Source organism: Citrobacter sp. Cb028, assembly GCF_030336705.1.
GTDB classification, from domain to species: Bacteria; Pseudomonadota; Gammaproteobacteria; order Enterobacterales; family Enterobacteriaceae; genus Citrobacter; species Citrobacter braakii.
In genome coordinates this window covers 91,841-117,366 of record NZ_JAOWCZ010000025.1, presented here as the reverse complement: position 1 = coordinate 117,366, position 25,526 = coordinate 91,841, and the positions used below count along the sequence as shown (strand labels likewise).

Genomic DNA, 25,526 nt, shown 5'->3' with positions numbered 1-25,526 from the left:
TATGACTGACAAAACTATTCCGTTCTCGGTGCTGGATCTGGCGCCGATCCCTGAAGGATCTTCGGCAAAAGAGGCCTTCACACACTCGCTTGATCTCGCTCGACTGGCCGAAAAGCGCGGCTACCACCGCTACTGGCTGGCAGAACATCACAATATGACCGGCATCGCCAGCGCGGCGACCTCTGTGCTGATTGGCTATCTGGCGGCCAATACCACCACGCTGCATCTTGGTTCTGGCGGCGTTATGCTGCCCAACCATTCGCCGCTGGTGATCGCCGAGCAGTTCGGTACCCTGAATACGCTGTATCCGGGACGAATCGATCTCGGGCTTGGCCGCGCGCCGGGTAGCGACCAACCGACCATGCGCGCGTTGCGCCGCCATATGAGTGGTGATATCGATAACTTCCCGCGCGACGTAGCTGAACTGGTGGACTGGTTCGACGCCCGCGATCCAAATCCTCATGTACGCCCGGTTCCCGGCTACGGCGAGCAGATCCCGGTCTGGTTATTAGGCTCCAGCCTGTACAGCGCACAGCTGGCAGCCCAGCTCGGCCTGCCATTTGCCTTCGCCTCGCACTTTGCTCCGGATATGTTGCATCAGGCGCTGCATCTGTATCGCACCCAGTTCAAGCCCTCAGCACGGCTGGCAAAGCCGTATGCGATGGTGTGCATCAACATCATTGCCGCCGACAGCAACCGCGATGCCGAATTTCTTTTCACCTCAATGCAGCAGGCGTTTGTGAAACTGCGTCGTGGCGAAACCGGCCAGCTACCGCCACCGGTAGAGAATATGCATCAGCTGTGGTCCGCTTCCGAGCAGTACGGCGTACAACAGGCTCTGAGCATGTCGCTGGTTGGTGATAAGGCGAAAGTGCGACACGGTCTCGACGCCATTTTGCGTGAAACCCAGGCCGATGAAATTATGGTTAACGGCCAGATTTTTGATCATCAGGCACGTCTACATTCGTTTGACCTGGCGATGCAGGTGAAAGAAGAGTTGGTGGGGTAATCGTTGTTTTGCCCGGTGGCGCTTCGCTTACCGGGCTTACGAGACCGTATAGGCCGGATAAGGCGCAACCGCCATCCGGCACTAAAAGGTTACTGGTACACAGGCAACAAATTCACGCTCGACAGAATATGGATAACCGCGTTGCCGATACCGAATACCAGGATCAGCGCAATCATCGGCTTGCCGCCCCAGACACGGAATTTCGGGCTGCCGAAACGTTCGCGAGATTTACGGGCCAGCAGCGCCGGAACAATGGCGGCCCAGATGGTCGCGGCAAGCCCTGCATAGCCAATGGCGTACAGGAAACCGTTCGGCCACAGCAGGCCACCGACAATCGGCGGGACAAACGTCAGCAATGCCGTTTTAAAACGTCCCATTGCCGAGTCATCAAAACCAAACAGATCCGCCAAATAGTCAAACAGACCGAGCGTGACGCCGAGGAATGAACTCGCCACCGCAAAGTTGGAGAACACCACCAGCAGCAGATCCAGACTGCGGCTGTTCAGCACGCCGCTCAGCGCCTGTACCAGCACATCAATGTTACCGCCCTGCTGCGCAATACCGATAAATTCCGGACGCGGGATGTTACCCATCGTCCCCAGCAACCATACGGTATACAGCACCAGCGCCAGCAGCGTGCCGTACACCAGGCACTTAACGATGGTCTTCGGATCTTTGCCGTAATACTTCATCAGGCTCGGGACGTTGCCGTGATAGCCGAATGAGGCCAGGCAGAACGGTAACGTCATCAGCAGGTACGGCGTATACGAAGCGTTGCTCTGCGCCACGTTAAACAGCGTCGTAGGCGTAACATGCCCCAGCAGACTGCCGAAGGTCAGGAAAAAAGTAATCACCTTCGCGCCCAGCACAATCGCCGTCATGCGGCTAACCGCTTTGGTGCTTAACCACACCACGAACGCCACCAGCAGCGCAAAACCAAGACCCGCCGCACGCGCCGGAACGTTCAGCGACATCTCCGAGAAGGTGTGATGCAGGATCGAACCACTCGCCGAGATATACGCATAGGTAAGGATATAGAGAACGAAAGCAATCGAGATGCCGTTCACAACGTTCCAGCCTTTGCCCAGCAGATCTTTCGTGATGGTGTCAAAGCTGGAACCAATGCGGTAATTGAGGTTAGCTTCCAGGATCATCAGCCCAGAGTGCAGCATGCAAAACCAGGTGAAGATCAGCGCTGCCATTGACCAGAAGAACCACGCCCCGGACATGACCACTGGCAGAGAAAACATCCCTGCGCCAATAATGGTGCCGCCGATGATCACCACGCCGCCAAGCAGCGAAGGTGACGTTTGGGTGGTGGTTAGTGTTGCCATTTAGCCATCTCTCCAGTCATTTATATTGTGACTACATTTCAATGTGCTGCACTGTACCAGTACACGAGTACAAATGAAATAAAAAAAGCCCCGATTGTTGAGATCGGGGCTGTATATTTTACTTTACGGTATTAAACCGTAATTTCGCATGGATTACGCATCACCACCGAAACGACGACGACCAGCGGAATCATCACGACGCGGAGCAGAAGAATCGTCACGACGCGGACCGCGGTTGCCTTCACGACGTTCGCCGCTGAAACGACGACCTTCGCTACGACCGCCTTCACGACGCTCACCGCTGAAACCACGACCTTCGCCACGACCACCTTCACGACGCTCACCGCTGAAACGGCCACCGCCACGACGCTCACCACCGGTGTGCGGAACTGCATCGCCAACCAGCTGCATGTTCATCGGCTTGTTCAGGATGCGAGTACGGGTAAAGTGCTGCAGCACGTCGCCCGGCATACCTTTCGGCAGCTCGATGGTTGAGTGGGAAGCAAACAGCTTGATGTTACCGATGTAACGGCTGCTGATATCGCCTTCGTTAGCAATCGCACCAACGATATGACGGACTTCAACACCGTCATCACGGCCCACTTCAATGCGGTACAGCTGCATATCGCCAACGTCACGACGTTCACGACGCGGACGGTCTTCACCACCACGGTCATTACGGTCACCACGCGGGCCACGATCGTTGCGGTCACGCGGACCACGATCGTCACGGTCGCGAAATTCGCGTTTCGGACGCATCGGCGCATCTGGCGGCAGGATCAGCGGACGTTCGCCCTGAGCCATTTTCAGCAGTGCGGCTGCCAGCGTTTCGATATCCAGTTCTTCTTCCGGCTGCATTTTCGCCAGCAGAGCACGGTACTGATCCAGATCGCTGCTTTCCAGCTGCTGCTGTACTTTAGCGGCGAATTTTTCCAGACGGCGTTTGCCCAGCAGGTCTGCGTTCGGCAGTTCTACTTCCGGAATAGTCAGCTTCATGGTGCGTTCGATGTTACGCAGCAGACGACGCTCACGGTTCTCAACGAACAGCAGCGCACGACCCGCACGGCCCGCACGACCGGTACGGCCGATACGGTGAACGTAAGATTCGGAATCCATCGGGATGTCGTAGTTAACAACCAGGCTGATACGCTCAACGTCCAGGCCACGGGCCGCAACGTCGGTAGCAATCAGAATATCCAGACGGCCATCTTTCAGACGCTCCAGAGTCTGCTCACGCAGGGACTGGTTCATGTCGCCGTTCAGTGCAGCGCTGCTATAACCGCTACGCTCCAGCGCTTCTGCCACTTCCAGGGTCGCATTTTTGGTACGAACGAAGATAATCGCCGCATCAAAGTCTTCTGCTTCCAGGAAACGCACCAGCGCTTCATTTTTACGCATGCCCCAGACGGTCCAGTAGCTCTGGCTGATGTCAGGACGGGTAGTTACGCTGGACTGAATGCGTACTTCCTGCGGCTCTTTCATAAAGCGGCGGGTAATACGACGAATCGCTTCCGGCATAGTCGCGGAGAACAGAGCGGTCTGATGACCTTCCGGGATCTGCGCCATGATGGTTTCAACGTCTTCGATGAAGCCCATACGCAGCATTTCATCAGCTTCGTCCAGTACCAGACCGCTCAGTTTGGAGAGGTCCAGAGTACCGCGCTTCAGGTGATCCAGCAGACGGCCCGGCGTACCGACAACGATCTGTGGTCCCTGACGCAGGGCACGTAATTGCACGTCATAACGCTGGCCGCCGTACAGGGCAACCACGTTCACGCCGCGCATGTGTTTAGAGAAATCCGTCATGGCTTCTGCAACCTGAACCGCCAGTTCGCGGGTCGGTGCCAGCACCAGAATCTGAGGTGCCTTCAGCTCAGGATCAAGATTGTTGAGCAGCGGTAAAGAGAACGCTGCAGTTTTGCCGCTACCCGTCTGGGCCATACCCAGAACATCGCGGCCGCCCAGCAGATGCGGAATGCACTCTGCCTGGATTGGAGATGGTTTTTCGTAACCCAGATCGGTAAGGGCTTCAAGGATAGGAGCCTTCAGGCCCAGATCTGCAAAAGTGGTTTCGAATTCAGCCATGTAGTACGTGTGCCTCAAAATTAATGGCGGCCAGTCTACATAACTCATCATGAAATTGATCTGCAATTTTCATTGAAAAGTGTGAACCGGCTCAAAGTAGGTGTATTAACGAACAACAACGCCCTCACCCGTGAAGGTGATGGCAATCAAAAAAGATTACGGGCTGATGTGTACGTCAGCTATTGCTGGTCCGATTCTGCCAGGTCATCTTGGTCCTGGCCCAGGAGCGATAATTCCAACAATGCGTATCGGTGCTCAACAAAGTTATGAACGTTGTTAGCCACCGCCAGTTTGAACAATGCCGTAGCGTTGTCCAAATCCCCCAGACTTAGGTAGTACTTACCTAAATAGAAGTTGGTTTCACTGAGATGCTCAGCGAGCGAGGTGTTATCCGTTGCGTCCGCCTTTAGGCGTTCCATCAGCGTTGCTTCGCTAATGTTGCCCAGGTAGAACTCGACAATGTTCCATCCCCATTGCTCTTTATCCGATTTCTCAAAGCGTTGCTTTAACGCTTCTTTAGCCTGCTTCTCATCGAGCTTCTGCTCGGCGAGATAAAGCCACAGACTACGGAAAGGATCATTGGGATCGTCTTGATAAAACGCTAGCAGATCATCTTGCGCTAACTTGTCGCGACCGCCGTAATACAATGCGATACCGCGATTTAAGTGCGCGTAGTTGTAAGTTGGATCAAGCTCAAGTACAGAATCAAACGCTTCATAGGCAGCATCAAAATTGCCTGCCTGCGTTAAATATATACCTAAGTAATTGAATACTTCAGGCATATCTGGTTGGATTGCCAGCGCTTGTGAAAAATCATTTCGCGCCAGTGCCCTCAGACCGAGACTATCATACAACACTCCGCGCTCATATAAAAGCTGTGCGCGTTCGTCATCGGTTAAAGCCCGACTGGCAAGAATTTGTTCCATACGTGCCAGAATCACTTCCTGCTGCAAAGTCGGTTGCAATGGTACTGCGAGGACTTCACTCTTACGCCAGGCGGAATTACTGCATCCAGCCAGCGTGAGTGCTGTCGCAACGAAACACCAGCGCAAAAAAGGCTTCATTTCCCACTCCCGAAGACAACGATTGAATGAACGTCCAGGTTCCCCGGTTGCTAACAAGGCGTCCTGCCGGGTTAAAAGCCCTCCGCTTTCACGGAGGGCAATGGCAACCTTACTCGCCCTGGCTTGCCGGAGCTTCCGGTTCGCCTGCAGGCTGAGACTGCTCAGTTGCTTCTTTAATGCTCAGACGTACACGGCCCTGGCGATCTACTTCCAGAACTTTGACCGGTACTTCCTGGCCCATCTGCAGGTAATCGGTCACTTTCTCAACGCGTTTGTCAGCGATCTGAGAGATGTGTACCAGACCTTCTTTCCCGCCACCAATGGCAACGAATGCGCCAAAGTCAACGATACGGGTCACTTTACCATTGTAGATACGGCCTACTTCGATCTCTGCGGTGATCTCTTCGATACGACGGATAGCATATTTCGCTTTCTCGCCGTCGGTCGCAGCAATCTTCACAGTACCATCATCTTCAATTTCAATGGTGGTGCCGGTTTCTTCGGTCAGAGCACGGATAACAGAACCGCCTTTACCGATAACGTCTTTGATCTTGTCCGGGCTGATCTTGATGGTGTGGATACGCGGAGCGAACTGAGAAATGTCACCACGCGGTGCGTTGATCGCTTGTTCCATCACACCCAGGATGTGCAGACGCGCACCTTTAGCCTGGTTCAGAGCAACCTGCATGATCTCTTTGGTGATACCTTCAATTTTGATATCCATCTGCAGTGCAGAGATACCGTCGCGGGAACCCGCCACTTTGAAGTCCATATCGCCCAGGTGGTCTTCGTCGCCCAGGATGTCAGACAGAACAACAAAGTTGTCGCCTTCTTTCACCAGACCCATCGCGATACCCGCAACGGCAGCTTTGATCGGCACGCCTGCGTCCATCAGCGCCAGAGAAGCACCACATACGGAAGCCATGGAAGAAGAACCGTTAGATTCGGTGATTTCAGAAACCACACGTACGGTGTACGGGAATTTATCCAGTTCCGGCATCACTGCCAGTACGCCACGCTTCGCCAGACGACCGTGACCAATCTCACGACGCTTCGGAGAACCGACCATACCGGTTTCACCTACGCAGTACGGAGGGAAGTTGTAGTGGAACAGGAAGTTGTCAGTACGCTCGCCCATCAGCTCGTCAAGGTTCTGCGCATCACGAGTGGTGCCCAGGGTCGCAGTAACCAGCGCCTGAGTTTCACCACGGGTGAACAGTGCGGAACCGTGGGTACGCGGCAGAACGCCAGTACGCACGTCCAGACCACGGATCATATCTTTTTCACGACCATCGATACGCGGCTCGCCTGCCAGTACGCGGCTACGAACAACATTTTTCTCGATAGCGTGCAGGATTTCACCCAGTTCGTTAGCGTCCAGGGTTTCGTCTTCAGCCACCAGAGTCGCGATGGTTTCAGATTTGATCACGTCAACCTGAGCGTAACGCTCTTGTTTGTCAGTGATACGGTAAGCATCGCTCAGACGAGCTTCTGCCAGTGCGGCAACGCGTGCGTTCAGCGCTTCGTTGACGGCTTCTGGCTGCCAGTCCCAACGCGGTTTGCCAGCTTCTTTCGCCAGCTCGTTGATAGCCTGAATAACAACCTGCTGCTGTTCGTGGCCGAATACTACAGCGCCCAGCATCTGGTCTTCGCTCAGCAGTTCAGCTTCGGATTCAACCATCAGTACGGCAGCTTCAGTACCAGCAACAACCAGGTCCAGCTTGCTTTCTTTCAGTTCGTCCTGAGTCGGGTTCAGTACGTACTGGTCATTGATGTAACCAACACGTGCAGCACCGATCGGGCCGTTGAACGGGATACCAGACAGAGTCAGCGCAGCAGATGCACCAATCATTGCCACGATATCCGGGTTAACCTGCGGGTTAACGGAAACAACGGTCGCGATAACCTGAACTTCGTTAACGAAGCCTTCCGGGAACAGCGGGCGAACCGGGCGGTCAATCAGACGCGCGATCAGAGTTTCGCCTTCACTCGGACGGCCTTCACGACGGAAGAAGCTACCCGGGATACGGCCAGCAGCGTAGGTACGCTCCTGATAGTTAACGGTCAGTGGGAAAAAGTCCTGGCCTGGTTTCGCTTTTTTCTGGCCAACAACGGTAACGAATACCGCAGTGTCATCCATGCTAACCATAACAGCGGCAGTCGCCTGACGCGCCATCATGCCGGTTTCCAGCGTAACGGTATGCTGACCGTACTGGAATTTACGAACGATCGGATTAAGCAAATTAATATCCTTTCTCTATTTTTTGACGACACATTTTTGCGCCATCGTTAATACCCGATCTTCTGCGCATCCTCGCGACTAATGACAACCCTAACCCATAAGCATGAGTAAAGCCTCTCATTAGCCGCGCGAACCTCTGCAACGGAAGATCATTCATAGCAACAATACATTAGTTTCCAGCGAATTGCTGCCATCTGCTGGAAAAAAGGGGCCATGAAGGCCCCCTCTTTCTGAAACTCGAAAGAATTAGCGACGCAGACCCAGACGCTCGATCAGCGCGGTGTAACGTGCAACATCTTTACGTTTCAGGTAGTCGAGCAGTTTACGACGCTGAGAAACCATGCGCAGCAGACCACGACGGCTGTGGTGATCTTTTTTGTGCTCTGCAAAGTGGCCCTGCAGGTGGTTAATCTGTGCAGTCAACAGAGCAACCTGAACATCGGTAGAACCGGTGTCGTTTGCATCACGACCAAACTCAGAAACGATTTTAGCGGTAGCTTCAGTACTTAGAGACATTTTAAAACTCCAAAGTGTTAAGAATGAAAGGATGCCGATCTCTAATTCAGCTATCCCAGTGTATACACGCCTTCTTCAAACTGACCCTGCGCTGGCTGTGTCCGCTCACCTCGGTCACTTACCTGAGTAAGCTCCTGAGGATCCTCAGACCTGCCGCCTTGATGCAGCTCGAATGATTTTGTGTACACGCCACGCAGATTGTTAAACAATTTACGCGACGTTAAGCGGCAGTATTCTACTCGCAGCGCCCTTTTATCGCAAGACAGAGAGCGCTATGCAGGATACTCAACCACCAGGCGACGAGGGGCGACACGACCTTCATCGTCCATCTCCCCCATGCCGATAAACTTGCCGTCATCGCCTTCCGTCACGCGCACCAGCCCTTCAAGCGGCGCACCTGACGTCCGTACCGGGTTACCATTTTTAAAGTAAACCGAGGATGTTAAAGGCAAATTAACAACAGGGTAGTCCGATGCAGGACTGTCCATTGGCATCAGCAAAGGATCAAGCAGCTGCGCCGCCGGAATGTTCTGCTGTTCGGCCTGTTCAACCAGCGCATGCAGATGTTCCAGCGTAACCATACGATCCACCGGATACTTGCTGACCGTCAGACGACGCAGATACGTTACGTGCGCGCCGCAGCCCAGCTTCTCACCGAGATCGTCAACGATGGTGCGAATATAAGTGCCTTTGGAGCAGTGAACTTCCAGCTCCAGCTCGTTACCTTCGTGGCGAATAAACAGCAGCTCATAGACGGTAATCGGGCGCGCTTCACGCGGCACTTCAATGCCCTGACGCGCATATTCGTACAGCTTTTTACCCTGGTACTTCAGTGCCGAATACATTGACGGAATCTGCTCGATATCGCCGCGGAAAGTCTCCAGCGCGCTCGCAAGCTGCTCTGCGCTGAAGGTTACCGGACGCTCCTGCACGATTTGCCCATCGGCATCGGAGGTGTCGGTACGCTGGCCCAGACGGGCAACCACACGATAGCGTTTGTCAGAATCCAGCAAATACTGGGAAAACTTAGTCGCTTCACCGAGGCAGATAGGCAGCATGCCTGTTGCCAGCGGATCCAGCGCGCCGGTATGTCCCGCGCGGTTGGCATTGTAGATGCGCTTTACTTTTTGCAGTACGTCATTGCTGGACATGCCCTGCGGCTTATCCAGCAGTAGAACACCGTGAATGTCGCGACCACGACGACGAGGACGACTCATCAGTCCTCCTTGCTGTCGTCCGCTGGGTTCACACGACGCTCATCGTCATGTTTCACCACGCTGGTCACCAGGTTGGACATGCGCATCCCTTCAACTAACGAATTGTCGTAGAAGAAGGTCAGCTCAGGCACGATACGCAGACGCATTGCTTTACCCAGCAAAGAGCGGATAAAACCAGAGGCTTCCTGCAGTGCCTTAATGCCGTTTTTCACGGCAGCTTCGTCCTGATCGTTGAGGAAAGTCACGAACACTTTAGCGTATGCCAGGTCTCGGGACATCTCAACACCCGATACGGTGGTCATCATACCAACACGCGGGTCTTTGATTTCGCGTTGCAGGATGAGTGCGATTTCTTTCTGCATCTCCTGCGCGACACGCTGTGGGCGACCAAATTCTTTCGCCATAATAAATTCTCCAGAATAAAGACAAAAAAGGGGCCATAAGCCCCTTTTTAAATTTCTTGCCGGGTGGCGCTTCGCTTCCCCAGCCTACACTTAATCATCTTCTAAGGATTTTGGTTTGCAGTAAGGCGGCAAACTCGTAAATCCCCGGGAGCATAGATAACTATGTGACCGGGGTGATCGAGCGCAGCCAACGCAGTTGCGGCCCAAAAGACGACGAAGATTATGCGATGGTACGTTTGATCTCGATAATCTCGAACACTTCGATCATATCGCCAACGCGAACGTCGTTGTAGTTCTTAACGCCGATACCACATTCCATGCCATTACGGACTTCGTTGACGTCATCTTTGAAGCGGCGCAGGGATTCCAGCTCGCCTTCATAGATAACCACGTTGTCGCGCAGTACGCGGATTGGGTTGTGACGTTTAATCGTGCCTTCGGTAACCATACAGCCTGCGATAGCGCCGAATTTCGGTGATTTGAACACATCACGAACTTCAGCCAGACCAATGATCTGCTGTTTCAGTTCCGGAGACAGCATGCCGCTCATCGCTGCTTTCACTTCGTCGATCAGATGATAGATGACGGAGTAGTAACGCAGATCCAAGCTTTCTGATTCGATAACTTTACGTGCAGAGGCATCAGCACGGACGTTGAAGCCAACCAGAATCGCGTTGGATGCCGCAGCCAGGGTCGCGTCGGTTTCGGTGATACCACCTACGCCAGAACCGATAATCTTCACTTTTACTTCGTCGGTAGACAGTTTCAGTAAAGAGTCGGAAATCGCTTCTACAGAACCCTGAACATCGGCCTTCAGAACGATGTTCACTTCGTGAACTTCGCCTTCGGTCATGTTGGCGAACATGTTCTCCAGTTTAGATTTCTGCTGACGAGCCAGTTTAACTTCACGGAATTTGCCCTGACGGTACAGTGCAACTTCACGGGCTTTCTTCTCGTCACGAACAACGGTAACTTCGTCACCCGCAGCCGGAACACCGGACAGACCCAGGATTTCCACCGGAATAGACGGACCCGCTTCCAGTACTTCCTGACCCAGTTCGTTACGCATCGCACGAACGCGGCCGTATTCGAAACCACACAGTACGATGTCGCCTTTGTTCAGCGTACCTTCACGTACCAGCACGGTAGCAACCGGACCACGACCTTTATCCAGGAAGGATTCGATAACCGCACCGCTCGCCATACCTTTACGCACAGCTTTCAGTTCCAGTACTTCGGCCTGCAGCAGGATAGCATCCAGCAGTTCGTCAATACCGGTACCCGCTTTCGCAGAAACGTGGACGAACTGGCTCTCGCCGCCCCAATCTTCCGGCATGATGCCGTACTGGGACAGTTCGTTTTTAACGCGATCTGGATCCGCTTCTGGTTTATCGATTTTGTTGACTGCAACCACTACCGGCACACCTGCCGCTTTCGCGTGCTGGATAGCTTCGATAGTCTGCGGCATCACGCCGTCATCTGCTGCAACAACCAGAACAACGATATCCGTTGCCTGAGCACCGCGAGCACGCATGGAGGTAAACGCGGCGTGACCCGGGGTATCCAGGAAGGTGATCATACCGTTGTCAGTTTCAACATGGTACGCACCGATGTGCTGAGTAATGCCGCCCGCTTCGCCAGAGGCAACTTTCGTGGAGCGAATGTAGTCCAGCAGAGACGTTTTACCGTGGTCAACGTGACCCATGATGGTCACTACCGGTGCGCGCGGTTCTGCCGCAGCGCCGGTGTCACGGTCGCTCATTACTGCTTCTTCCAGCTCGTTTTCACGACGCAGGATAACTTTGTGGCCCATCTCTTCGGCAACCAGCTGTGCGGTTTCCTGGTCGATGACCTGGTTAATGGTCGCCATTGCGCCCAGCTTCATCATCGCTTTGATGACCTGAGAACCTTTGACTGCCATCTTGTTCGCCAGATCGCCAACGGTGATGGTTTCGCCGATCACAACGTCACGGTTAACGGCCTGAGCCGGCTTCTGGAAGCCCTGCTGCAGAGCGGAACCTTTACGCTGCTTACCGCCTTTACCGCCGCGAACCGCTGCACGCGCTTCTTCACGGTCAGCTTTAGATTCAGCGTGTTTGTTACCTTTCTTCGCCGGACGCGCTGCTTTCGTGCTGCGAGTACGACCACGACCGCCTTCTACTTCGCGATCGTTCTCGTCTTCTGCCTGGCGAGCATGCTGAGAGGTGGTGACGTGATAATCGCTGGTATCTTCAACAGGTTCAGCGTTATTCACACCATTCTTCTCGTTTTCTTCCGCCATACGGCGAGCTTCTTCCGCTACGCGGCGCGCTTCTTCTTCAAGCTTGCGACGTGCTTCTTCTTCCGCTTTACGCTTCAGTTCTGCGGCTTCATTTTCACGGCGGGCTTTTTCGGCCTGGGCGGTTTTAGTCATATCGTCGGTCTGTTGATTGCTCACTTTGTCTTTTTCCGCAGCTTCACGTTTCGCTTTATCAGCGGCTTCACGCTTAGCTTGTTCTGCGGCCTCACGTTCGGCTTTTTGTTGCGCCTCGCGTTTGGCAGCTTCTTCTGCCTCACGACGGGCTTGCTCTTCCGCTTCACGCTGCGCCTGCTCTTCCGCGGCAAGGCGTTCAGCCTCTTGCGGATCGCGTTTCACAAAGGTGCGTGTCTTGCGGACTTCGATTTGTACCGATTTGCTTTTTCCACCGGTACCTGGAATATTGAGAGTACTGCGCGTTTTACGCTGCAATGTCAACTTATCGGGCGCTGAGCCGTTTTCACGGTTCAGATGCGCCAGTAAGGTTTGTTTCTCTTGTGCGGACACAGAGTCGTCAGCAGACTTCGGGATACCTGCATCAGCAAATTGCTGTACCAGGCGATCCACGGAGGTCTGTATCTCTGCAGCCAGCGTTTTTACGGTTACATCTGTCATACTGTTCCTTCCTGCTACAGTTTATTACGCTTCGTCGCCGAACCAGCAAATATTACGGGCAGCCATAATCAGCTCACCGGCTTTTTCGTCGGTCAACCCTTCGATATCAGCCAGATCATCAATGCCCTGTTCAGCGAGATCTTCCAGCGTACAAACACCACGGGCAGCCAGTTTGAAGGCCATCTCACGATCCAATCCTTCCAGATTCAGCAGATCGTCAGCCGGTTTGTTATCACCGAGACTTTCTTCCTGGGCCAGTGCCAGAGTGGTCAGTGCGTTTTTAGCACGCTCGCGCAGCGCTTCAACGGTCTGTTCATCCAGGCCGTCAATTTCCAGCAGCTCTTTCATTGGCACGTAGGCCAGTTCTTCCAGCGTCGCAAAACCTTCTTCTACCAGAACCGTCGCGAAATCTTCATCGATATCGAGATATTTGGTGAAGGTATCAATGGCTGCATGTGCTTCAGCCTGATGCTTCGCCTGCAGGTCATCAACGGTCATCACGTTGAGTTCCCAACCGCTCAGTTGTGAAGCCAGGCGGACGTTCTGACCATTACGTCCAATCGCCTGAGCCAGGTTACCGGCTTCAACCGCGATATCCATGGTGTGTTTGTCTTCATCCACCACGATAGAAGCGACGTCTGCTGGCGCCATTGCGTTAATCACGAACTGCGCCGGGTTATCATCCCACAGGACGATATCGATACGCTCGCCGCCCAGTTCGGTAGAAACCGCCTGAACGCGCGCACCGCGCATACCCACACAGGCGCCGACCGGATCAATACGCTTGTCGTTGGTCTTAACGGCGATTTTCGCACGTGAGCCCGGATCGCGAGCAGCCGCTTTAATTTCGATCACTTCTTCGCCAATTTCCGGCACTTCAATGCGGAACAGCTCTATCAGCATTTCCGGTTTGGAACGGGTTACGAACAGCTGGGCACCGCGCGCTTCCGGGCGTACAGAGTAAAGAACGCCACGGATACGGTCACCTGGGCGGAAGTTTTCACGCGGCAGCATGTCTTCACGCAGGATCACAGCTTCAGCATTGCTGCCCAGATCCAGAGAAATGTTGTCGCGGTTAACTTTCTTCACCACACCGGTGACGATTTCGCCTTCGTGTTCGCGGAACTGATCGACAACCATTGCGCGTTCGGCTTCACGTACTTTCTGTACGATAACCTGTTTCGCGGTCTGGGTGGTGATACGGTCAAAGGTGACAGATTCAATCTGATCTTCAACATATTCGCCCACGTTCAGGCTTTCGTCTTCGAAGCGTGCCGCTTCCAGCGTAATTTCTTTGGTCGGCTGAGTAACTTCTTCTACGATTACCCAACGACGGAAGGTATCGAAATCACCGCTTTTACGATCGATTTCTACGCGAACGTCGATCTCTTGCTCATATTTTTTCTTTGTTGCTGTAGCCAGCGCACTTTCCAGCGCTTCAAAAATTTTCTCGCGTGGCAGCGCTTTTTCGTTGGATACGGCTTCAACAACAGCCAAAATTTCTTTGTTCATCGCGGGCTTTTCACCTCAATCCAGACTGTTAAAAGTGGGGAACCAGGTTCGCCTTCTGGATATTACTCAGCGCGAACACTTCATCTTTACCTTCGACTGTGACCGTGATCATCTCACCATCCACCGCTTTGATAACGCCCTGCCATTTACGACGGTTTTGTACCGCCATACGAAGAACCAGCGTCACTTCTTCACCCAGGAAACGCACGTAGTGTTCAGCTGTGAACAGAGGACGGTCGAGACCCGGAGAGGAGACTTCCAGGTTGTAGGCAACGGTGATTGGGTCTTCGACATCCATCACGGCGCTTACCTGATGGCTCACATCAGCACAATCATCAACATTGATGCCATCTTCACTATCAATATAGATGCGCAGTGTGGATGTGCGACCACGAATAAATTCGATGCCGACCAACTCGTAGCCCAGGGCTTCAACTGGCGCTGTAATCATCTCTGTTAATTTTTGCTCTAATGTGGACAAGCCCACCCCCAAGACATAAAAAAAGGGCCTAAAGCCCAGTTATTCTGTAGTCAGATAACAAAAAACCCCGATAAATCGGGGCTTTATATAACTGAACCCTATAACCGCACCTGCGGTTCGGAAAACCTTCCGAAAGAATTTTTTTCAAATCCAGCTACGAAGGCCTAAGTCTTCACAGTATATTTGAAAAAGAACTCTAAGGGAAAGTGGTTGCGGGGGCCGGATTTGAACCGACGACCTTCGGGTTATGAGCCCGACGAGCTACCAGGCTGCTCCACCCCGCGCCTGAAACGTGGCAAATTTTACTCGTTTTGGGTAAAAAATGCAAATACTGCTGGGATTTGGTACCGAGGACGGGACGTAAAATCTGCGCACAGTATATTGATTCACTATGCGGTATGTCAACCTTGTTACGACTATGCAAATCAATGAATGCTGCCCAGCGAATGTTCGGCCAGATAAATGTGTCACCCGCGCCGTTATTTAACGAAATTATCACTAAACTCTTCCTGTCATCCAGAAAAGATGATTAAATGAAAACTCACTTATTTTGCATAAAAATGCAATTAGTATAATAAGCCGATCTCTTCACCAGTCTATCAAGCAGGGTTTTATTTTATGACGACGATTCTCAAGCATCTCCCGGTAGGTCAACGTATTGGTATCGCTTTTTCCGGCGGCCTGGACACCAGTGCAGCACTGCTGTGGATGCGACAAAAAGGGGCTGTCCCATATGCATATACTGCGAATTTGGGCCAGCCGGATGAGGATGACTATGACGCCATTCCTCGCCGTGCAATGGAATATGGTGCTGAGAATGCTCGCCTGGTAGATTGCCGTAAGCAGCTGGTTGCCGAAGGGATTGCTGCGATTCAGTGCGGTGCATTCCACAACACCACCGGCGGACTGACCTATTTCAATACCACTCCGCTGGGCCGTGCTGTCACCGGCACCATGCTGGTTGCGGCCATGAAAGAAGATGGCGTAAATATCTGGGGTGACGGTAGCACCTATAAAGGTAACGATATTGAACGTTTCTATCGTTACGGTCTGCTGACCAACGCCGAACTACAGATTTACAAACCATGGCTGGATACCGATTTTATCGATGAACTCGGCGGTCGCCATGAGATGTCCGAATTTATGATTGCCTGTGGTTTTGACTACAAGATGTCCGTTGAGAAAGCGTACTCCACGGACTCCAATATGCTCGGGGCGACCCACGAAGCAAAAGATCTCGAATTTCTGAACTCCAGCGTCAAAATCGTCAACCCGATTATGGGCGTGAAATTCTGGGATGAGAGCGTGAAGATCCCGGCAGAAGAAGTCACCGTGCGTTTTGAGCAGGGTCATCCGGTAGCGCTGAACGGTAAAACCTTCAGCGACGACGTTGAGATGATGCTGGAAGCCAACCGCATCGGCGGCCGTCACGGTCTGGGTATGAGCGATCAGATTGAAAACCGTATCATTGAAGCGAAAAGCCGGGGCATCTACGAAGCTCCGGGGATGGCATTGCTGCACATCGCCTATGAGCGTCTGCTGACCGGGATTCACAACGAAGACACCATCGAGCAGTATCACGCGCACGGTCGCCAGCTTGGTCGTCTGTTGTATCAGGGCCGCTGGTTTGACTCTCAGGCGCTGATGCTGCGTGACGGTCTACAGCGTTGGGTTGCCAGCCAGATTACGGGTGAAGTGACGCTGGAACTGCGTCGCGGTAATGATTACTCCATCCTCAACACCGTGTCTGACAATCTGACTTACAAACCAGAACGTCTGACGATGGAAAAAGGCGACTCAGTATTCTCTCCGGATGATCGTATCGGTCAGTTGACCATGCGTAATCTGGATATCACTGATACCCGCGAGAAGCTGTTCGGTTATGCGCAGTCTGGTCTGCTGACCGCCTCTTCCACAACCGGCCTGCCGCAGGTTGAGAATCTGGAAAACAAGGCGAAGTAAATATTCATCATCTTAAGGCCGCGAAAGCGGCCTTTTTTATGCGCAGAAAATAGGGATGTTCTGTGACCCTGAGGCCTGATAAGCCAGGCATCATCAGGTATTGTAATAGTCGGACGGCGTCCTAAATGTCTTATCCGACCTACAGAACTACCACAAATGACAGACGAAAAAAAAGACGCTTTGCAGCGTCTTTTTTTTGGAATTTGGTACCGAGGATGGGACTCGAACCCACAAGCCCGTTAGGGCACTACCACCTCAAGGTAGCGTGTCTACCAATTCCACCACCTCGGTACAGAATACTTAGCGTGGGATATCGCTGGTCGGCTGAGCCGGAGCAGCTGGCTGAGTTTGCTCGGTTTTCGCCGGTGCACTCAGATTTTCCCACTCACTTCCTTTATTGGTCTTATTGCTGTTCATGTTACCCAGCACCAGACTGATGATGAAGAACAAGGTTCCCAATACAGCTGTCATGCGGGTCATGAAGTTACCAGAACCACTTGAACCAAACAGAGTACCAGAAGCGCCTGCGCCAAAAGAGGCTCCCATATCAGCGCCTTTGCCTTGCTGCAGCATGATCAAGCCTACCAGGCCAATTGCCACAATAAGGAAAACTACTAAAAGAGCTTCGTGCATAATCAACCTGTTCCTTGCGGAGTTGCCGCGTACAATGCTTCGACCATTAAAGCGGGAATGTTTACTGTTTCCCACTGAAGCGGGTGTGAATACTAACCAAAGCGAATAACCTTCGCAAGGGCAATTTGTTGGCATTGTATCAACTGCGGAAAAAATCGCCATATCAATCAAAAACGCAGCAACTTCTCCCAGCATCTCTGCATGACGGTGCGTTGATCGTCAAGATTCGCCCATACCACAACGGGGATTTCACAAATCAGGTCAGCGTTTTCTGGCCAGCAGTGAATAATTTGCTGGTTCACCAACTCTTCCGCCACCATCGATTCGGGTAACCATGCCATCCCCATATGCCGCAGCACCATTTCTCGTATCGTTTCGCTTAAACCACTCTCAAACACTTTTTTCAGACGTGGGCGGACGCGTTGTTCAGCTGGCTCAATAATGCGTCTGACAAAGGTGTAGTCGCTATAGCATAGCCATGGGATCGGCGCATGCGGATCGTTAAGCGCATTAGCCAACTGCGCAGAAATAACCGGTATAAATCGCTCATACCGCCATAGTGAACGTTTTAACCCTCCGGCAATCTCCAGCCCCGGCTGCGAAGATGGTAAATCGTAGGTCACCAGCAGATCGATTTGCCGATCTATCAAGGCGTTAAAATGGTTGTCTATCCCCTGAATACTGGCATTAACCGTAAAATTTAACTGCGGTTCACTCTGTCGCAGATAGTTGATCATATCCGGCAGGATATTCACCGACAGCGTATGCAGGCTAACCATCACCAGCGTATTGTCCGTTGCTGGCGTCATCGCCGATAGCTCGTGGCGCGCCTCTGTTAGTGTACTGAGGACGTGCCGGGCATAGGGTTCAAAGCGTTCACCATAGCGTGTCAGCGTAACGGGGGTCGTGGTCCGGTCAAACAACGGCACCCCTAACACCTCTTCCAGCGCCTTTATACGCCGACTGAGTGCGGGTTGAGTAATATGCCGCTGCGCCGCGGCCTGAGAGTAGTTTCCATGCTGACTCAATGCCAGAAAATCTTCCAGCCACTTACAATCCACGTTGAACTCTCCACCATGCCATAACCGCATCCTCCAATACCAAATCGGTAATAGTCATAGTTATAGTAATGGCTTTATGGTGGGCATCATAACAACAATATTCCTTTTCACCTGCCGACTCTCACCCACGACGTTTGACAGGACCGATATGTTTACTTTATTGACCAATGCCCGTGTTTTTTCTCCCGAGGATTTAGGCCTCTGCTCCCTGCTCATTCATGCCGACCGAATTGTGGCGGTAGAAAAAGATCTTTCCCTGTTTGATGGCGTTGACGAGGTCATCGATTGTCATGGCAAATGGGTTATCCCAGGCATAATCGATCAGCATGTCCATCTTACCGGTGGCGGTGGCGAGGCTGGATTTGCCAGCCGAACGCCAGCCGTCAAGCTACGCGATCTGATTCAGGCAGGTATTACCACGGTTGTCGGCGTGTTAGGTACCGATGCCATTTCTCGTTCGCCCAAAGACCTCTACGCCAAAATGCAGTCTCTCAACCTTGAGGGATTACGCGCATTTATGCATACGGGAGCCTACGCGGTACCCAGCCCAACCATTACGCGATCCATCCGCGATGACATGACCTTTATTCCAGCGATACTTGGCGTCAAAATCGCCCTCGCCGATCACCGTGGTTCTTACCCCTCTTTCCAGGAATTGCTGAGAATAGTAAGTGATATCCGCGTGGCTTCCCTGCTGGCAGGCAAAAAAGGGTTACTGCATGTACATCTTGGGAATCTGCCGGAAGGGATGTCACAGCTTATTGAGCTGTGTGATGCAGACATTCCGATTCACCACATTTCACCGACCCATGTTGCGAGAACAGCGCCCTTGTTCGAACAGGCGATTGCGTTCGCTCATCGTGGCGGCCATATCGACGTTACGTCTGGCGGTAGTCGCTTTATGCCTCAGGAGCAGGCAATCCTCCACGCTCTGGAAGCCCAGGTTCCAGCCGATCGCATCACGATCAGCTCTGATGGTAATGGCAGCGTTCCGCGCTTTAACGCCCAGGGTATTGTGGAAGGCTTAAGCGCGGCACCGGTCGCAGGTAACCTTAATCTTCTTCCTCGTCTGATTGATGTGGGGATCCCAGTGCCACAAGCGATCGCGATGTTGACGGCAAACGTTGCGCGCTCGCTGGGTATTTCCGGCGGCGTGCTCTGCGCCGGGGAACGTGCCGATATCTGTGTACTCAATGATGACCTCTCGCTGGCCCATCTGTTCGCTGCGGGTAAGCCGTTGCTGCGGGATGGCGAGTGCCTGGTTACTGGCAACTTCGAGTAAGGGGGCAAGAATGTCATTATTACTGGCGCTAATTGCCATCATTTTTGCCGGACGTCTGATCCTCAAAAAATATCACCCCCAGTCAGTGTTGCTGTTGACCGGGATTGTGCTGCTGCTTATCGCGCATTTTAGCGGGATGACCACGCTCAGTAGCCTGGTGAAAAAAAGCACCGGATTCGGCCCCTTTGATGCCTTTGAGTTTATTCGCGATACCCTGAGCGTGCGCCTCGGCGGCCTTGGGCTGCAAATTATGCTGATTGGTGGTTTCGCTACATATATGTCGGCCATTGGCGCAAGCCAGGTGTTGGTTCGGGTGACGTCTCGCCCTTTGCAACGCCTGAACTCACCGTATCTGCTGTTGGGACTGGCGCTGTTGCTGGGTCAATTCCTGTCGCTGTTTATCAGCAGCGCCACCGGGCTGGGTCTGCTGTTGATGGCGACGCTCTACCCGCTGCTGACCCGTCTTGGCTGTAGCCGCGCTGCCGTTGCCGCCGTTATCGCCAGTACCTGTGCGGTTGAATTTGGTCCAGGTTCCGGCAACTCGGTTCTCGCCGCCAAAACCGCAGGCATCGAGGTGGTGAACTATTTCGTGCAGGATCAGTTACCGATCGTCGTCCCCGTTATTCTGTTCATCGCCCTGTTACATATTGTTGTGCAACGCTTTTTCGACCATCGGGAAAGCAGTGACGGTGTGGCTCAGCAGATGCAGACATTAACGTCGACCGATGAAACTGAAGCACCGATCGCCTGGCTTTTTCTGCCCATGCTACCTCTGGTGTTGATGCTGGTGTGCAGTGATTTAGTATTCAGTTCGCTCAAAATTACGCTGGATACCGCCGTACTGATAAGCCTCGCCATTACCCTGGTTTGTGAGTATTGCCGTCATCGTAAGGCACGCGAGGTGATGGCAGGCGTACAAAAAGTCTTTGACAGCATGGGCAGCGTTTTTGCCACCGTCGTCACGCTGATTATCGCCGGTGAAGTCTTTTCAGCCGGACTGAAAGCTATTGGCGCCGTCGATGCGCTGCTGTCGCTTTCCGGTGAATTTGGCCTCAGCGCCGCCTCTATTATCCTGCTGATGACCCTTATCACCTTTGCAATTTCAGCGCTAATGGGCTCCGGAAATGCGGCGTTTTTCTCCTTCGCCCCAATGGTACCGGACATCAGCCGTCATATCGGTAGCGACATCGCAGTCATGATGTTGCCTATCCAGATATCGGCGGGTATTGGTCGTACGTTATCCCCCATTGCCGGCGTCATCATTGCTATCGCGGGAATTGCAGGCGTCTCACCTGTGGACATTGTTAAGCGCACCGCGATTCCGATGCTGGGCGGTTGGTTACTGATGATTGCGCTGACCTTTGCCCGGTCAGGGCATTTGCTGGCGGTTCTGCCGTGGCTGGCAGTCCTTGTAATATTAATGATCGGTGGTTACTTCTGGCAGCGCCGACATAAACAATCGCTTCCCGTACAGTAAAAAAAACCGGAGTCCCAGACTCCGGTTTTCACTGTCTTTAGTGATTACACCGCTTTGACGGCATCGGCAATACGGTGAGCGAATTCAGTCACCTGCGCTTCATCTTCACCTTCAACCATCACGCGAATTAACGGTTCAGTACCTGACTTACGCAGCAGAACACGTCCGCGATTGCCCAGTGCAGCTTCAACTTCAGCCATCACCGCTTTCACGTTTTCATGTTCCAGCGGATCGCCGCTACCTGCGGTGTAACGTACGTTAACCAGCAGTTGCGGGAACATTTTCATGCCGCTGCACAGGTCGTGCAAACTCATATGGTTACGCACCATCGCCGCCAGTACCTGCAGACCTGCAACGATACCGTCACCGGTGGTGGTTTTGTCCAGCAGGATCACATGGCCTGAGTTTTCAGCACCGATACGCCAGCCTTTTTCCTGCATTTTTTCCAGTACGTAGCGGTCGCCGACTTTCGCACGGGCAAACGGAATACCCAACTGTTTCAGCGCCAGCTCGAGGCCCATATTGCTCATCAGCGTGCCTACCGCGCCACCGCGCAGTTGCCCCTGACGCAGGGCTTCACGGGCAATGATGTACATGATCTGATCGCCATCGACCTTATTGCCTTCGTGGTCAACCATAATGACGCGGTCGCCGTCACCATCCAGCGCAATACCCAGATCAGCTTTTTCCGCCATCACGCGCGCCTGCAGGGCACGGACGTCGGTAGCGCCGACTTCTTCATTGATATTCACACCGTTTGGCTCACAGCCAATAGCAATCACGTTTGCGCCCAGCTCACGCAGTACATTTGGCGCAATGTGGTACGTCGCACCATTAGCGCAATCCACCACAATTTTAAGCTCACTCAGACTCAATTCATTCGGGAAGGTGCCTTTGCAAAACTCGATATAACGACCGGCAGCATCAACGATGCGGGTAGCTTTACCCAGTTCAGCCGAGTCCACGCAGGTGATCGCTTTTTCCATTTCGGCTTCGATAGCTTCTTCAACCGCATCCGGCAGTTTGGTCCCATCGATGGAGAAGAATTTAATCCCGTTGTCATAGTACGGGTTGTGCGAAGCGGAGATAACAATCCCGGCTTCAGCACGGAAGGCACGCGTCAGATATGCAACAGCAGGTGTTGGCATTGGGCCTGTGAAAGAAGCCGACAGTCCGGCGGCAGCCAGACCCGCTTCCAGTGCGGACTCCAGCATATAGCCAGAAATACGCGTATCTTTGCCGATAATAATTTTACGTGAACCATGACGTGCCAGCACTTTTCCTGCAGCCCAACCCAGTTTGAGCACAAAGTCAGGGGTAATTGGGGCGTCGCCTACGCGACCACGGATCCCATCGGTGCCAAAATATTTACGATTACTCATAGCGTTTATTTTCCTTTGCAGACAATGTGGCTTCCACCACACGCATCGCTTCTACGGTTTCTTTGACGTCATGGACACGAATGATATGCGCCCCTTGCATTGCGGCAATGACCGCACACGCAAGGCTACCGCTCAGGCGTTCGGATGGCCCCACATTCAGCAACTGGCCAACCATTGATTTTCGTGACATCCCAACCAGCAATGGCAGATTAAAATGATGAAACTCAGCCAAACGTGCCAGTAATGTGTAGTTGTGAGTGAGATTTTTACCGAATCCGAACCCGGGGTCGAGCAACAATTTATCTTTTGTGATTCCAGCCCGCTCGCAGCGTGCTATTTGTTCAACAAAGTAACGATTTACATCAGCAAAAACATCCTCGTACTTTGGTGCTTCCTGCATGGTTTTCGGCTGACCCTGCATATGCATCAGACAAACCGGTAATCCGGTTTCTGCTGCGGCTTCCAGCGCCCCAGGCTCCGAGAGTGAGCGAATGTCATTAATGATATGTGCGCCGACTCTGGCGCACTCGCGAATCACTTCTGCTTTTGAAGTATCGACCGAAATCCACACTTCAAAACGTTGAGCAATCGCCTCCACCACCGGGATCACTCGCTGCAACTCTTCTTCCACGCTCACATCTGCCGCGCCTGGACGCGTGGATTCACCACCCACATCAATGATAGTCGCCCCGGCGTTAATCATCAGGTTTGCGTGTTTTACCGCCTCAACCAGAGAGTTGTGCGCACCACCATCGGAAAAGGAATCTGGCGTGACGTTCAAAATCCCCATGACGTGCGGATGGCTGAGATCCAGTGAAGACCCCTGAGCAAAGAGTTTCATAGTTTTATCCCTGATAACATCTTGAATATACAAATAAGAAAAACCCCGGGGCAAGCCCCAGGGTTTTAAATTAGAACACGGTCATCATCAACGATAACTTATTTGTCGCCCAGTTGCTCTGACATGGTGCCAGAGTCCGGCGCACGCGGTTCATCAACCGGACGCGGCGCACTCGGCTTGCCGGTGCTGCCAGAGTTGTTGTTAGAAGAACCCGGTTCTTCCCAACCCGCTGGCGGACGTACCTCGCGGCGAGCCATCAGATCATCAATCTGCGGCGCATCGATGGTCTCATATTTCATGAGCGCATCTTTCATCGAGTGCAGAATGTCCATGTTTTCGTTCAGCAGACGACGCGCACGGTCATAGTTACGCTCAATCAGAAGTTTAACTTCCTGATCGATAATACGAGCCGTTTCATCGGACATATGTTTAGCTTTCGCCACAGAACGTCCCAGGAACACTTCGCCTTCTTCTTCAGCGTACAGCAACGGACCGAGTTTCTCAGAGAAGCCCCACTGAGTAACCATGTTACGCGCCAGGTTAGTCGCAACTTTAATGTCGTTCGACGCACCGGTAGAAACATGTTCAACACCGTAGATGATCTCTTCCGCCAGACGACCGCCGTACAGCGTGGAGATCTGACTTTCCAGTTTCTGGCGGCTGGCGCTGATTGCGTCGCCTTCAGGCAGGAAGAAGGTCACACCCAGCGCACGACCGCGCGGGATAATCGTCACTTTGTGCACCGGATCGTGTTCCGGTACCAGGCGACCGATAATCGCGTGGCCTGCTTCGTGATACGCGGTAGATTCTTTCTGCGCTTCCGTCATCACCATGGAGCGACGTTCCGCACCCATCATGATTTTGTCTTTCGCTTTCTCGAATTCAACCATCGATACAACACGCTTGTTGCCACGAGCTGCAAACAGCGCCGCTTCGTTGACCAGGTTCGCGAGATCTGCACCGGAGAAGCCGGGCGTACCACGTGCAATGATTGCCGCATCGATATCCGGAGACAGCGGTACGCGACGCATATGCACTTTCAGGATCTGTTCACGACCGCGGACATCCGGCAGACCAACCACAACCTGACGGTCGAAACGGCCTGGACGCAGCAGCGCAGGGTCAAGAACGTCCGGACGGTTAGTTGCCGCGATAACGATAATGCCTTCGTTACCTTCGAAGCCGTCCATCTCAACCAGCATCTGGTTCAGCGTCTGCTCACGTTCATCGTGACCACCGCCCAGACCTGCACCACGCTGGCGGCCTACGGCGTCGATTTCATCGATGAAGATGATGCACGGTGCCGCTTTCTTGGCTTGTTCGAACATGTCACGCACACGAGATGCACCGACACCCACGAACATTTCCACGAAATCAGAACCGGAAATGGTGAAGAAAGGAACCTTCGCTTCACCTGCGATAGCTTTCGCCAGCAGGGTTTTACCCGTACCCGGAGGACCGACCATCAGGACGCCTTTCGGGATTTTACCGCCCAGCTTCTGGAAACGGCTCGGTTCGCGCAGATACTCAACCAGCTCAGCAACTTCTTCTTTTGCTTCGTCGCAACCAGCAACGTCTGCAAAAGTCGTTTTGATCTGATCTTCCGTCAGCATGCGCGCTTTGCTCTTACCGAACGACATGGCACCTTTGCCACCACCGCCCTGCATTTGACGCATGAAGAAGATCCAGACACCAATCAGCAGCAGCATTGGGAACCAGGAAATGAAGATAGAAGCCAGCAGGCTCGGCTCTTCTGGCGGTTCACCAACAACCTTGACGTTTTTGGTCAGCAGGTTATCAAGCAGCTTCGGATCGTTAACCGGAATGTAGGTCGTGTAACGGTTACTATCTTTCTTGGTAACGTTAATCTCACGTCCGTTGATCTTCGCTTCACGAACCTGGTCCTGATTGACCTCTTGCAGGAAGGTAGAGTAATCAACCTTACGGCCATTAGACTCGCTGGGCCCAAAGCTCTGGAATACTGACATCAGCACAACGGCAATGACCAGCCAGAGAATTAGGTTTTTCGCCATGTCACTCAAGGGATTAACCTCATATTACAACTGTGTTAAAAACAGCGTCAGGATACTCTATATCCAGTTTCTTTCAAACT

General features: G+C 52.9%; 20 protein-coding genes and 2 tRNA genes. 4 read left to right on the top strand and 18 right to left on the bottom strand.

Features of this window, described 5'->3' with window-relative positions:
* The first annotated feature begins 1 nt into the window (after position 1).
* Positions 2-1,009: a luciferase-like monooxygenase gene (locus OGV75_RS02775; protein WP_016154663.1), complete on the top strand. Its 1,008-nt coding sequence runs from the start codon at positions 2-4 to the stop codon at positions 1,007-1,009.
* 89 nt (positions 1,010-1,098) lie between these two features.
* Here OGV75_RS02775 and mtr read toward each other — a convergent pair whose 3' ends face one another.
* From mtr to OGV75_RS02715, 12 genes are all read right to left on the bottom strand, one after another.
* Positions 1,099-2,343, bottom strand: a complete 1,245-nt coding sequence (gene mtr / locus OGV75_RS02770) for a tryptophan permease (RefSeq protein ID WP_016154664.1) — start codon at positions 2,341-2,343, stop codon at positions 1,099-1,101.
* Positions 2,344-2,496: 153 nt separating this feature from the next.
* Positions 2,497-4,428, bottom strand: a complete 1,932-nt coding sequence (locus tag OGV75_RS02765) for a DEAD/DEAH family ATP-dependent RNA helicase (RefSeq protein ID WP_016157565.1) — start codon at positions 4,426-4,428, stop codon at positions 2,497-2,499.
* Entirely contained in the window at positions 4,421-4,501 is an 81-nt protein-coding gene (gene yrbN / locus OGV75_RS02760; RefSeq protein WP_010723222.1) for a protein YrbN, read from the bottom strand. The genes OGV75_RS02765 and yrbN overlap by 8 nt, the downstream gene beginning before the upstream one ends.
* 106 nt (positions 4,502-4,607) lie before the next feature.
* Complete coding sequence (gene nlpI, locus OGV75_RS02755) at positions 4,608-5,492, bottom strand: lipoprotein NlpI (RefSeq protein WP_286480325.1); 885 nt, start codon at positions 5,490-5,492, stop codon at positions 4,608-4,610.
* Between the two features lie 109 nt (positions 5,493-5,601).
* A complete protein-coding gene (gene pnp, locus OGV75_RS02750) occupies positions 5,602-7,734 on the bottom strand; it encodes a polyribonucleotide nucleotidyltransferase (RefSeq protein WP_008785911.1) in 2,133 nt (710 codons plus the stop codon).
* A gap of 246 nt (positions 7,735-7,980) precedes the next feature.
* Positions 7,981-8,250 carry a 30S ribosomal protein S15 gene (gene rpsO / locus OGV75_RS02745; RefSeq protein ID WP_000059465.1) on the bottom strand — a complete coding sequence of 90 codons (270 nt, stop codon included), beginning with the start codon at positions 8,248-8,250 and terminating at the stop codon, positions 7,981-7,983.
* Positions 8,251-8,522: 272 nt separating this feature from the next.
* Positions 8,523-9,467: a tRNA pseudouridine(55) synthase TruB gene (gene truB, locus OGV75_RS02740; protein WP_016157566.1), complete on the bottom strand. Its 945-nt coding sequence runs from the start codon at positions 9,465-9,467 to the stop codon at positions 8,523-8,525.
* Positions 9,467-9,871, bottom strand: a complete 405-nt coding sequence (gene rbfA, locus OGV75_RS02735) for a 30S ribosome-binding factor RbfA (protein ID WP_003024988.1) — start codon at positions 9,869-9,871, stop codon at positions 9,467-9,469. Before rbfA ends, truB begins: the two co-directional genes overlap by 1 nt.
* A gap of 220 nt (positions 9,872-10,091) precedes the next feature.
* On the bottom strand, positions 10,092-12,782 hold the full coding sequence (gene infB, locus OGV75_RS02730) for a translation initiation factor IF-2 (RefSeq protein ID WP_016154667.1): 2,691 nt from the start codon (positions 12,780-12,782) through the stop codon (positions 10,092-10,094).
* 24 nt (positions 12,783-12,806) lie between these two features.
* Positions 12,807-14,294 carry a transcription termination factor NusA gene (gene nusA / locus OGV75_RS02725; protein ID WP_003024992.1) on the bottom strand — a complete coding sequence of 496 codons (1,488 nt, stop codon included), beginning with the start codon at positions 14,292-14,294 and terminating at the stop codon, positions 12,807-12,809.
* Between the two features lie 28 nt (positions 14,295-14,322).
* A complete protein-coding gene (gene rimP / locus OGV75_RS02720; protein WP_003024996.1) occupies positions 14,323-14,775 on the bottom strand; it encodes a ribosome maturation factor RimP in 453 nt (150 codons plus the stop codon).
* Between the two features lie 207 nt (positions 14,776-14,982).
* A tRNA-Met gene (locus OGV75_RS02715) sits at positions 14,983-15,059 on the bottom strand.
* A gap of 334 nt (positions 15,060-15,393) precedes the next feature.
* Between OGV75_RS02715 and argG the strand changes: the two genes are divergently transcribed.
* Entirely contained in the window at positions 15,394-16,737 is a 1,344-nt protein-coding gene (gene argG, locus OGV75_RS02710; RefSeq protein ID WP_003024998.1) for an argininosuccinate synthase, read from the top strand.
* A gap of 204 nt (positions 16,738-16,941) precedes the next feature.
* Here argG and OGV75_RS02705 read toward each other — a convergent pair.
* From OGV75_RS02705 to OGV75_RS02695, 3 genes are all read right to left on the bottom strand, one after another.
* Positions 16,942-17,028, bottom strand: a tRNA-Leu gene (locus OGV75_RS02705).
* Between the two features lie 9 nt (positions 17,029-17,037).
* Positions 17,038-17,370: a preprotein translocase subunit SecG gene (secG, locus tag OGV75_RS02700; protein WP_003025000.1), complete on the bottom strand. Its 333-nt coding sequence runs from the start codon at positions 17,368-17,370 to the stop codon at positions 17,038-17,040.
* A 167-nt stretch (positions 17,371-17,537) separates the two neighbouring features.
* Positions 17,538-18,431 carry a LysR family transcriptional regulator gene (locus OGV75_RS02695; protein WP_115190125.1) on the bottom strand — a complete coding sequence of 298 codons (894 nt, stop codon included), beginning with the start codon at positions 18,429-18,431 and terminating at the stop codon, positions 17,538-17,540.
* Positions 18,432-18,579: 148 nt separating this feature from the next.
* Here OGV75_RS02695 and iadA point away from each other — a divergent pair, with 148 nt between their 5' ends.
* On the top strand, positions 18,580-19,713 hold the full coding sequence (gene iadA, locus OGV75_RS02690) for a beta-aspartyl-peptidase (protein WP_286480324.1): 1,134 nt from the start codon (positions 18,580-18,582) through the stop codon (positions 19,711-19,713).
* 10 nt (positions 19,714-19,723) lie between these two features.
* Positions 19,724-21,190: a C4-dicarboxylate transporter DcuC gene (gene dcuC / locus OGV75_RS02685; protein WP_181547265.1), complete on the top strand. Its 1,467-nt coding sequence runs from the start codon at positions 19,724-19,726 to the stop codon at positions 21,188-21,190.
* Between the two features lie 44 nt (positions 21,191-21,234).
* Here dcuC and glmM read toward each other — a convergent pair whose 3' ends face one another.
* The 3 genes from glmM to ftsH form a co-directional block, all read right to left on the bottom strand.
* Entirely contained in the window at positions 21,235-22,572 is a 1,338-nt protein-coding gene (glmM, locus tag OGV75_RS02680) for a phosphoglucosamine mutase (RefSeq protein WP_016157569.1), read from the bottom strand.
* The gene (folP, locus tag OGV75_RS02675) at positions 22,565-23,413 is read right to left on the bottom strand and encodes a dihydropteroate synthase (RefSeq protein WP_016154672.1); all 849 of its coding nucleotides are present in this window, start codon (positions 23,411-23,413) and stop codon (positions 22,565-22,567) included. The genes glmM and folP overlap by 8 nt, the downstream gene beginning before the upstream one ends.
* A gap of 98 nt (positions 23,414-23,511) precedes the next feature.
* On the bottom strand, positions 23,512-25,446 hold the full coding sequence (gene ftsH / locus OGV75_RS02670) for an ATP-dependent zinc metalloprotease FtsH (protein ID WP_019077783.1): 1,935 nt from the start codon (positions 25,444-25,446) through the stop codon (positions 23,512-23,514).
* Positions 25,447-25,526 lie beyond the last annotated feature (80 nt).

What these genes read in the sequence shown, in the direction of transcription:
- OGV75_RS02775 (WP_016154663.1), top strand. Translation starts at nt 2, where the DNA reads ATGACTGACAAAACTATTCCGTTCTCGGTGCTGGATCTGGCGCCGATC.
- mtr (WP_016154664.1), bottom strand. Translation starts at nt 2,343, where the DNA reads ATGGCAACACTAACCACCACCCAAACGTCACCTTCGCTGCTTGGCGGC.
- OGV75_RS02765 (WP_016157565.1), bottom strand. Translation starts at nt 4,428, where the DNA reads ATGGCTGAATTCGAAACCACTTTTGCAGATCTGGGCCTGAAGGCTCCT.
- yrbN (WP_010723222.1), bottom strand. Translation starts at nt 4,501, where the DNA reads ATGAAAATTGCAGATCAATTTCATGATGAGTTATGTAGACTGGCCGCC.
- nlpI (WP_286480325.1), bottom strand. Translation starts at nt 5,492, where the DNA reads ATGAAGCCTTTTTTGCGCTGGTGTTTCGTTGCGACAGCACTCACGCTG.
- rpsO (WP_000059465.1), bottom strand. Translation starts at nt 8,250, where the DNA reads ATGTCTCTAAGTACTGAAGCTACCGCTAAAATCGTTTCTGAGTTTGGT.
- truB (WP_016157566.1), bottom strand. Translation starts at nt 9,467, where the DNA reads ATGAGTCGTCCTCGTCGTCGTGGTCGCGACATTCACGGTGTTCTACTG.
- rbfA (WP_003024988.1), bottom strand. Translation starts at nt 9,871, where the DNA reads ATGGCGAAAGAATTTGGTCGCCCACAGCGTGTCGCGCAGGAGATGCAG.
- infB (WP_016154667.1), bottom strand. Translation starts at nt 12,782, where the DNA reads ATGACAGATGTAACCGTAAAAACGCTGGCTGCAGAGATACAGACCTCC.
- nusA (WP_003024992.1), bottom strand. Translation starts at nt 14,294, where the DNA reads ATGAACAAAGAAATTTTGGCTGTTGTTGAAGCCGTATCCAACGAAAAA.
- argG (WP_003024998.1), top strand. Translation starts at nt 15,394, where the DNA reads ATGACGACGATTCTCAAGCATCTCCCGGTAGGTCAACGTATTGGTATC.
- secG (WP_003025000.1), bottom strand. Translation starts at nt 17,370, where the DNA reads ATGCACGAAGCTCTTTTAGTAGTTTTCCTTATTGTGGCAATTGGCCTG.
- iadA (WP_286480324.1), top strand. Translation starts at nt 18,580, where the DNA reads ATGTTTACTTTATTGACCAATGCCCGTGTTTTTTCTCCCGAGGATTTA.
- dcuC (WP_181547265.1), top strand. Translation starts at nt 19,724, where the DNA reads ATGTCATTATTACTGGCGCTAATTGCCATCATTTTTGCCGGACGTCTG.
- glmM (WP_016157569.1), bottom strand. Translation starts at nt 22,572, where the DNA reads ATGAGTAATCGTAAATATTTTGGCACCGATGGGATCCGTGGTCGCGTA.
- folP (WP_016154672.1), bottom strand. Translation starts at nt 23,413, where the DNA reads ATGAAACTCTTTGCTCAGGGGTCTTCACTGGATCTCAGCCATCCGCAC.
- ftsH (WP_019077783.1), bottom strand. Translation starts at nt 25,446, where the DNA reads ATGGCGAAAAACCTAATTCTCTGGCTGGTCATTGCCGTTGTGCTGATG.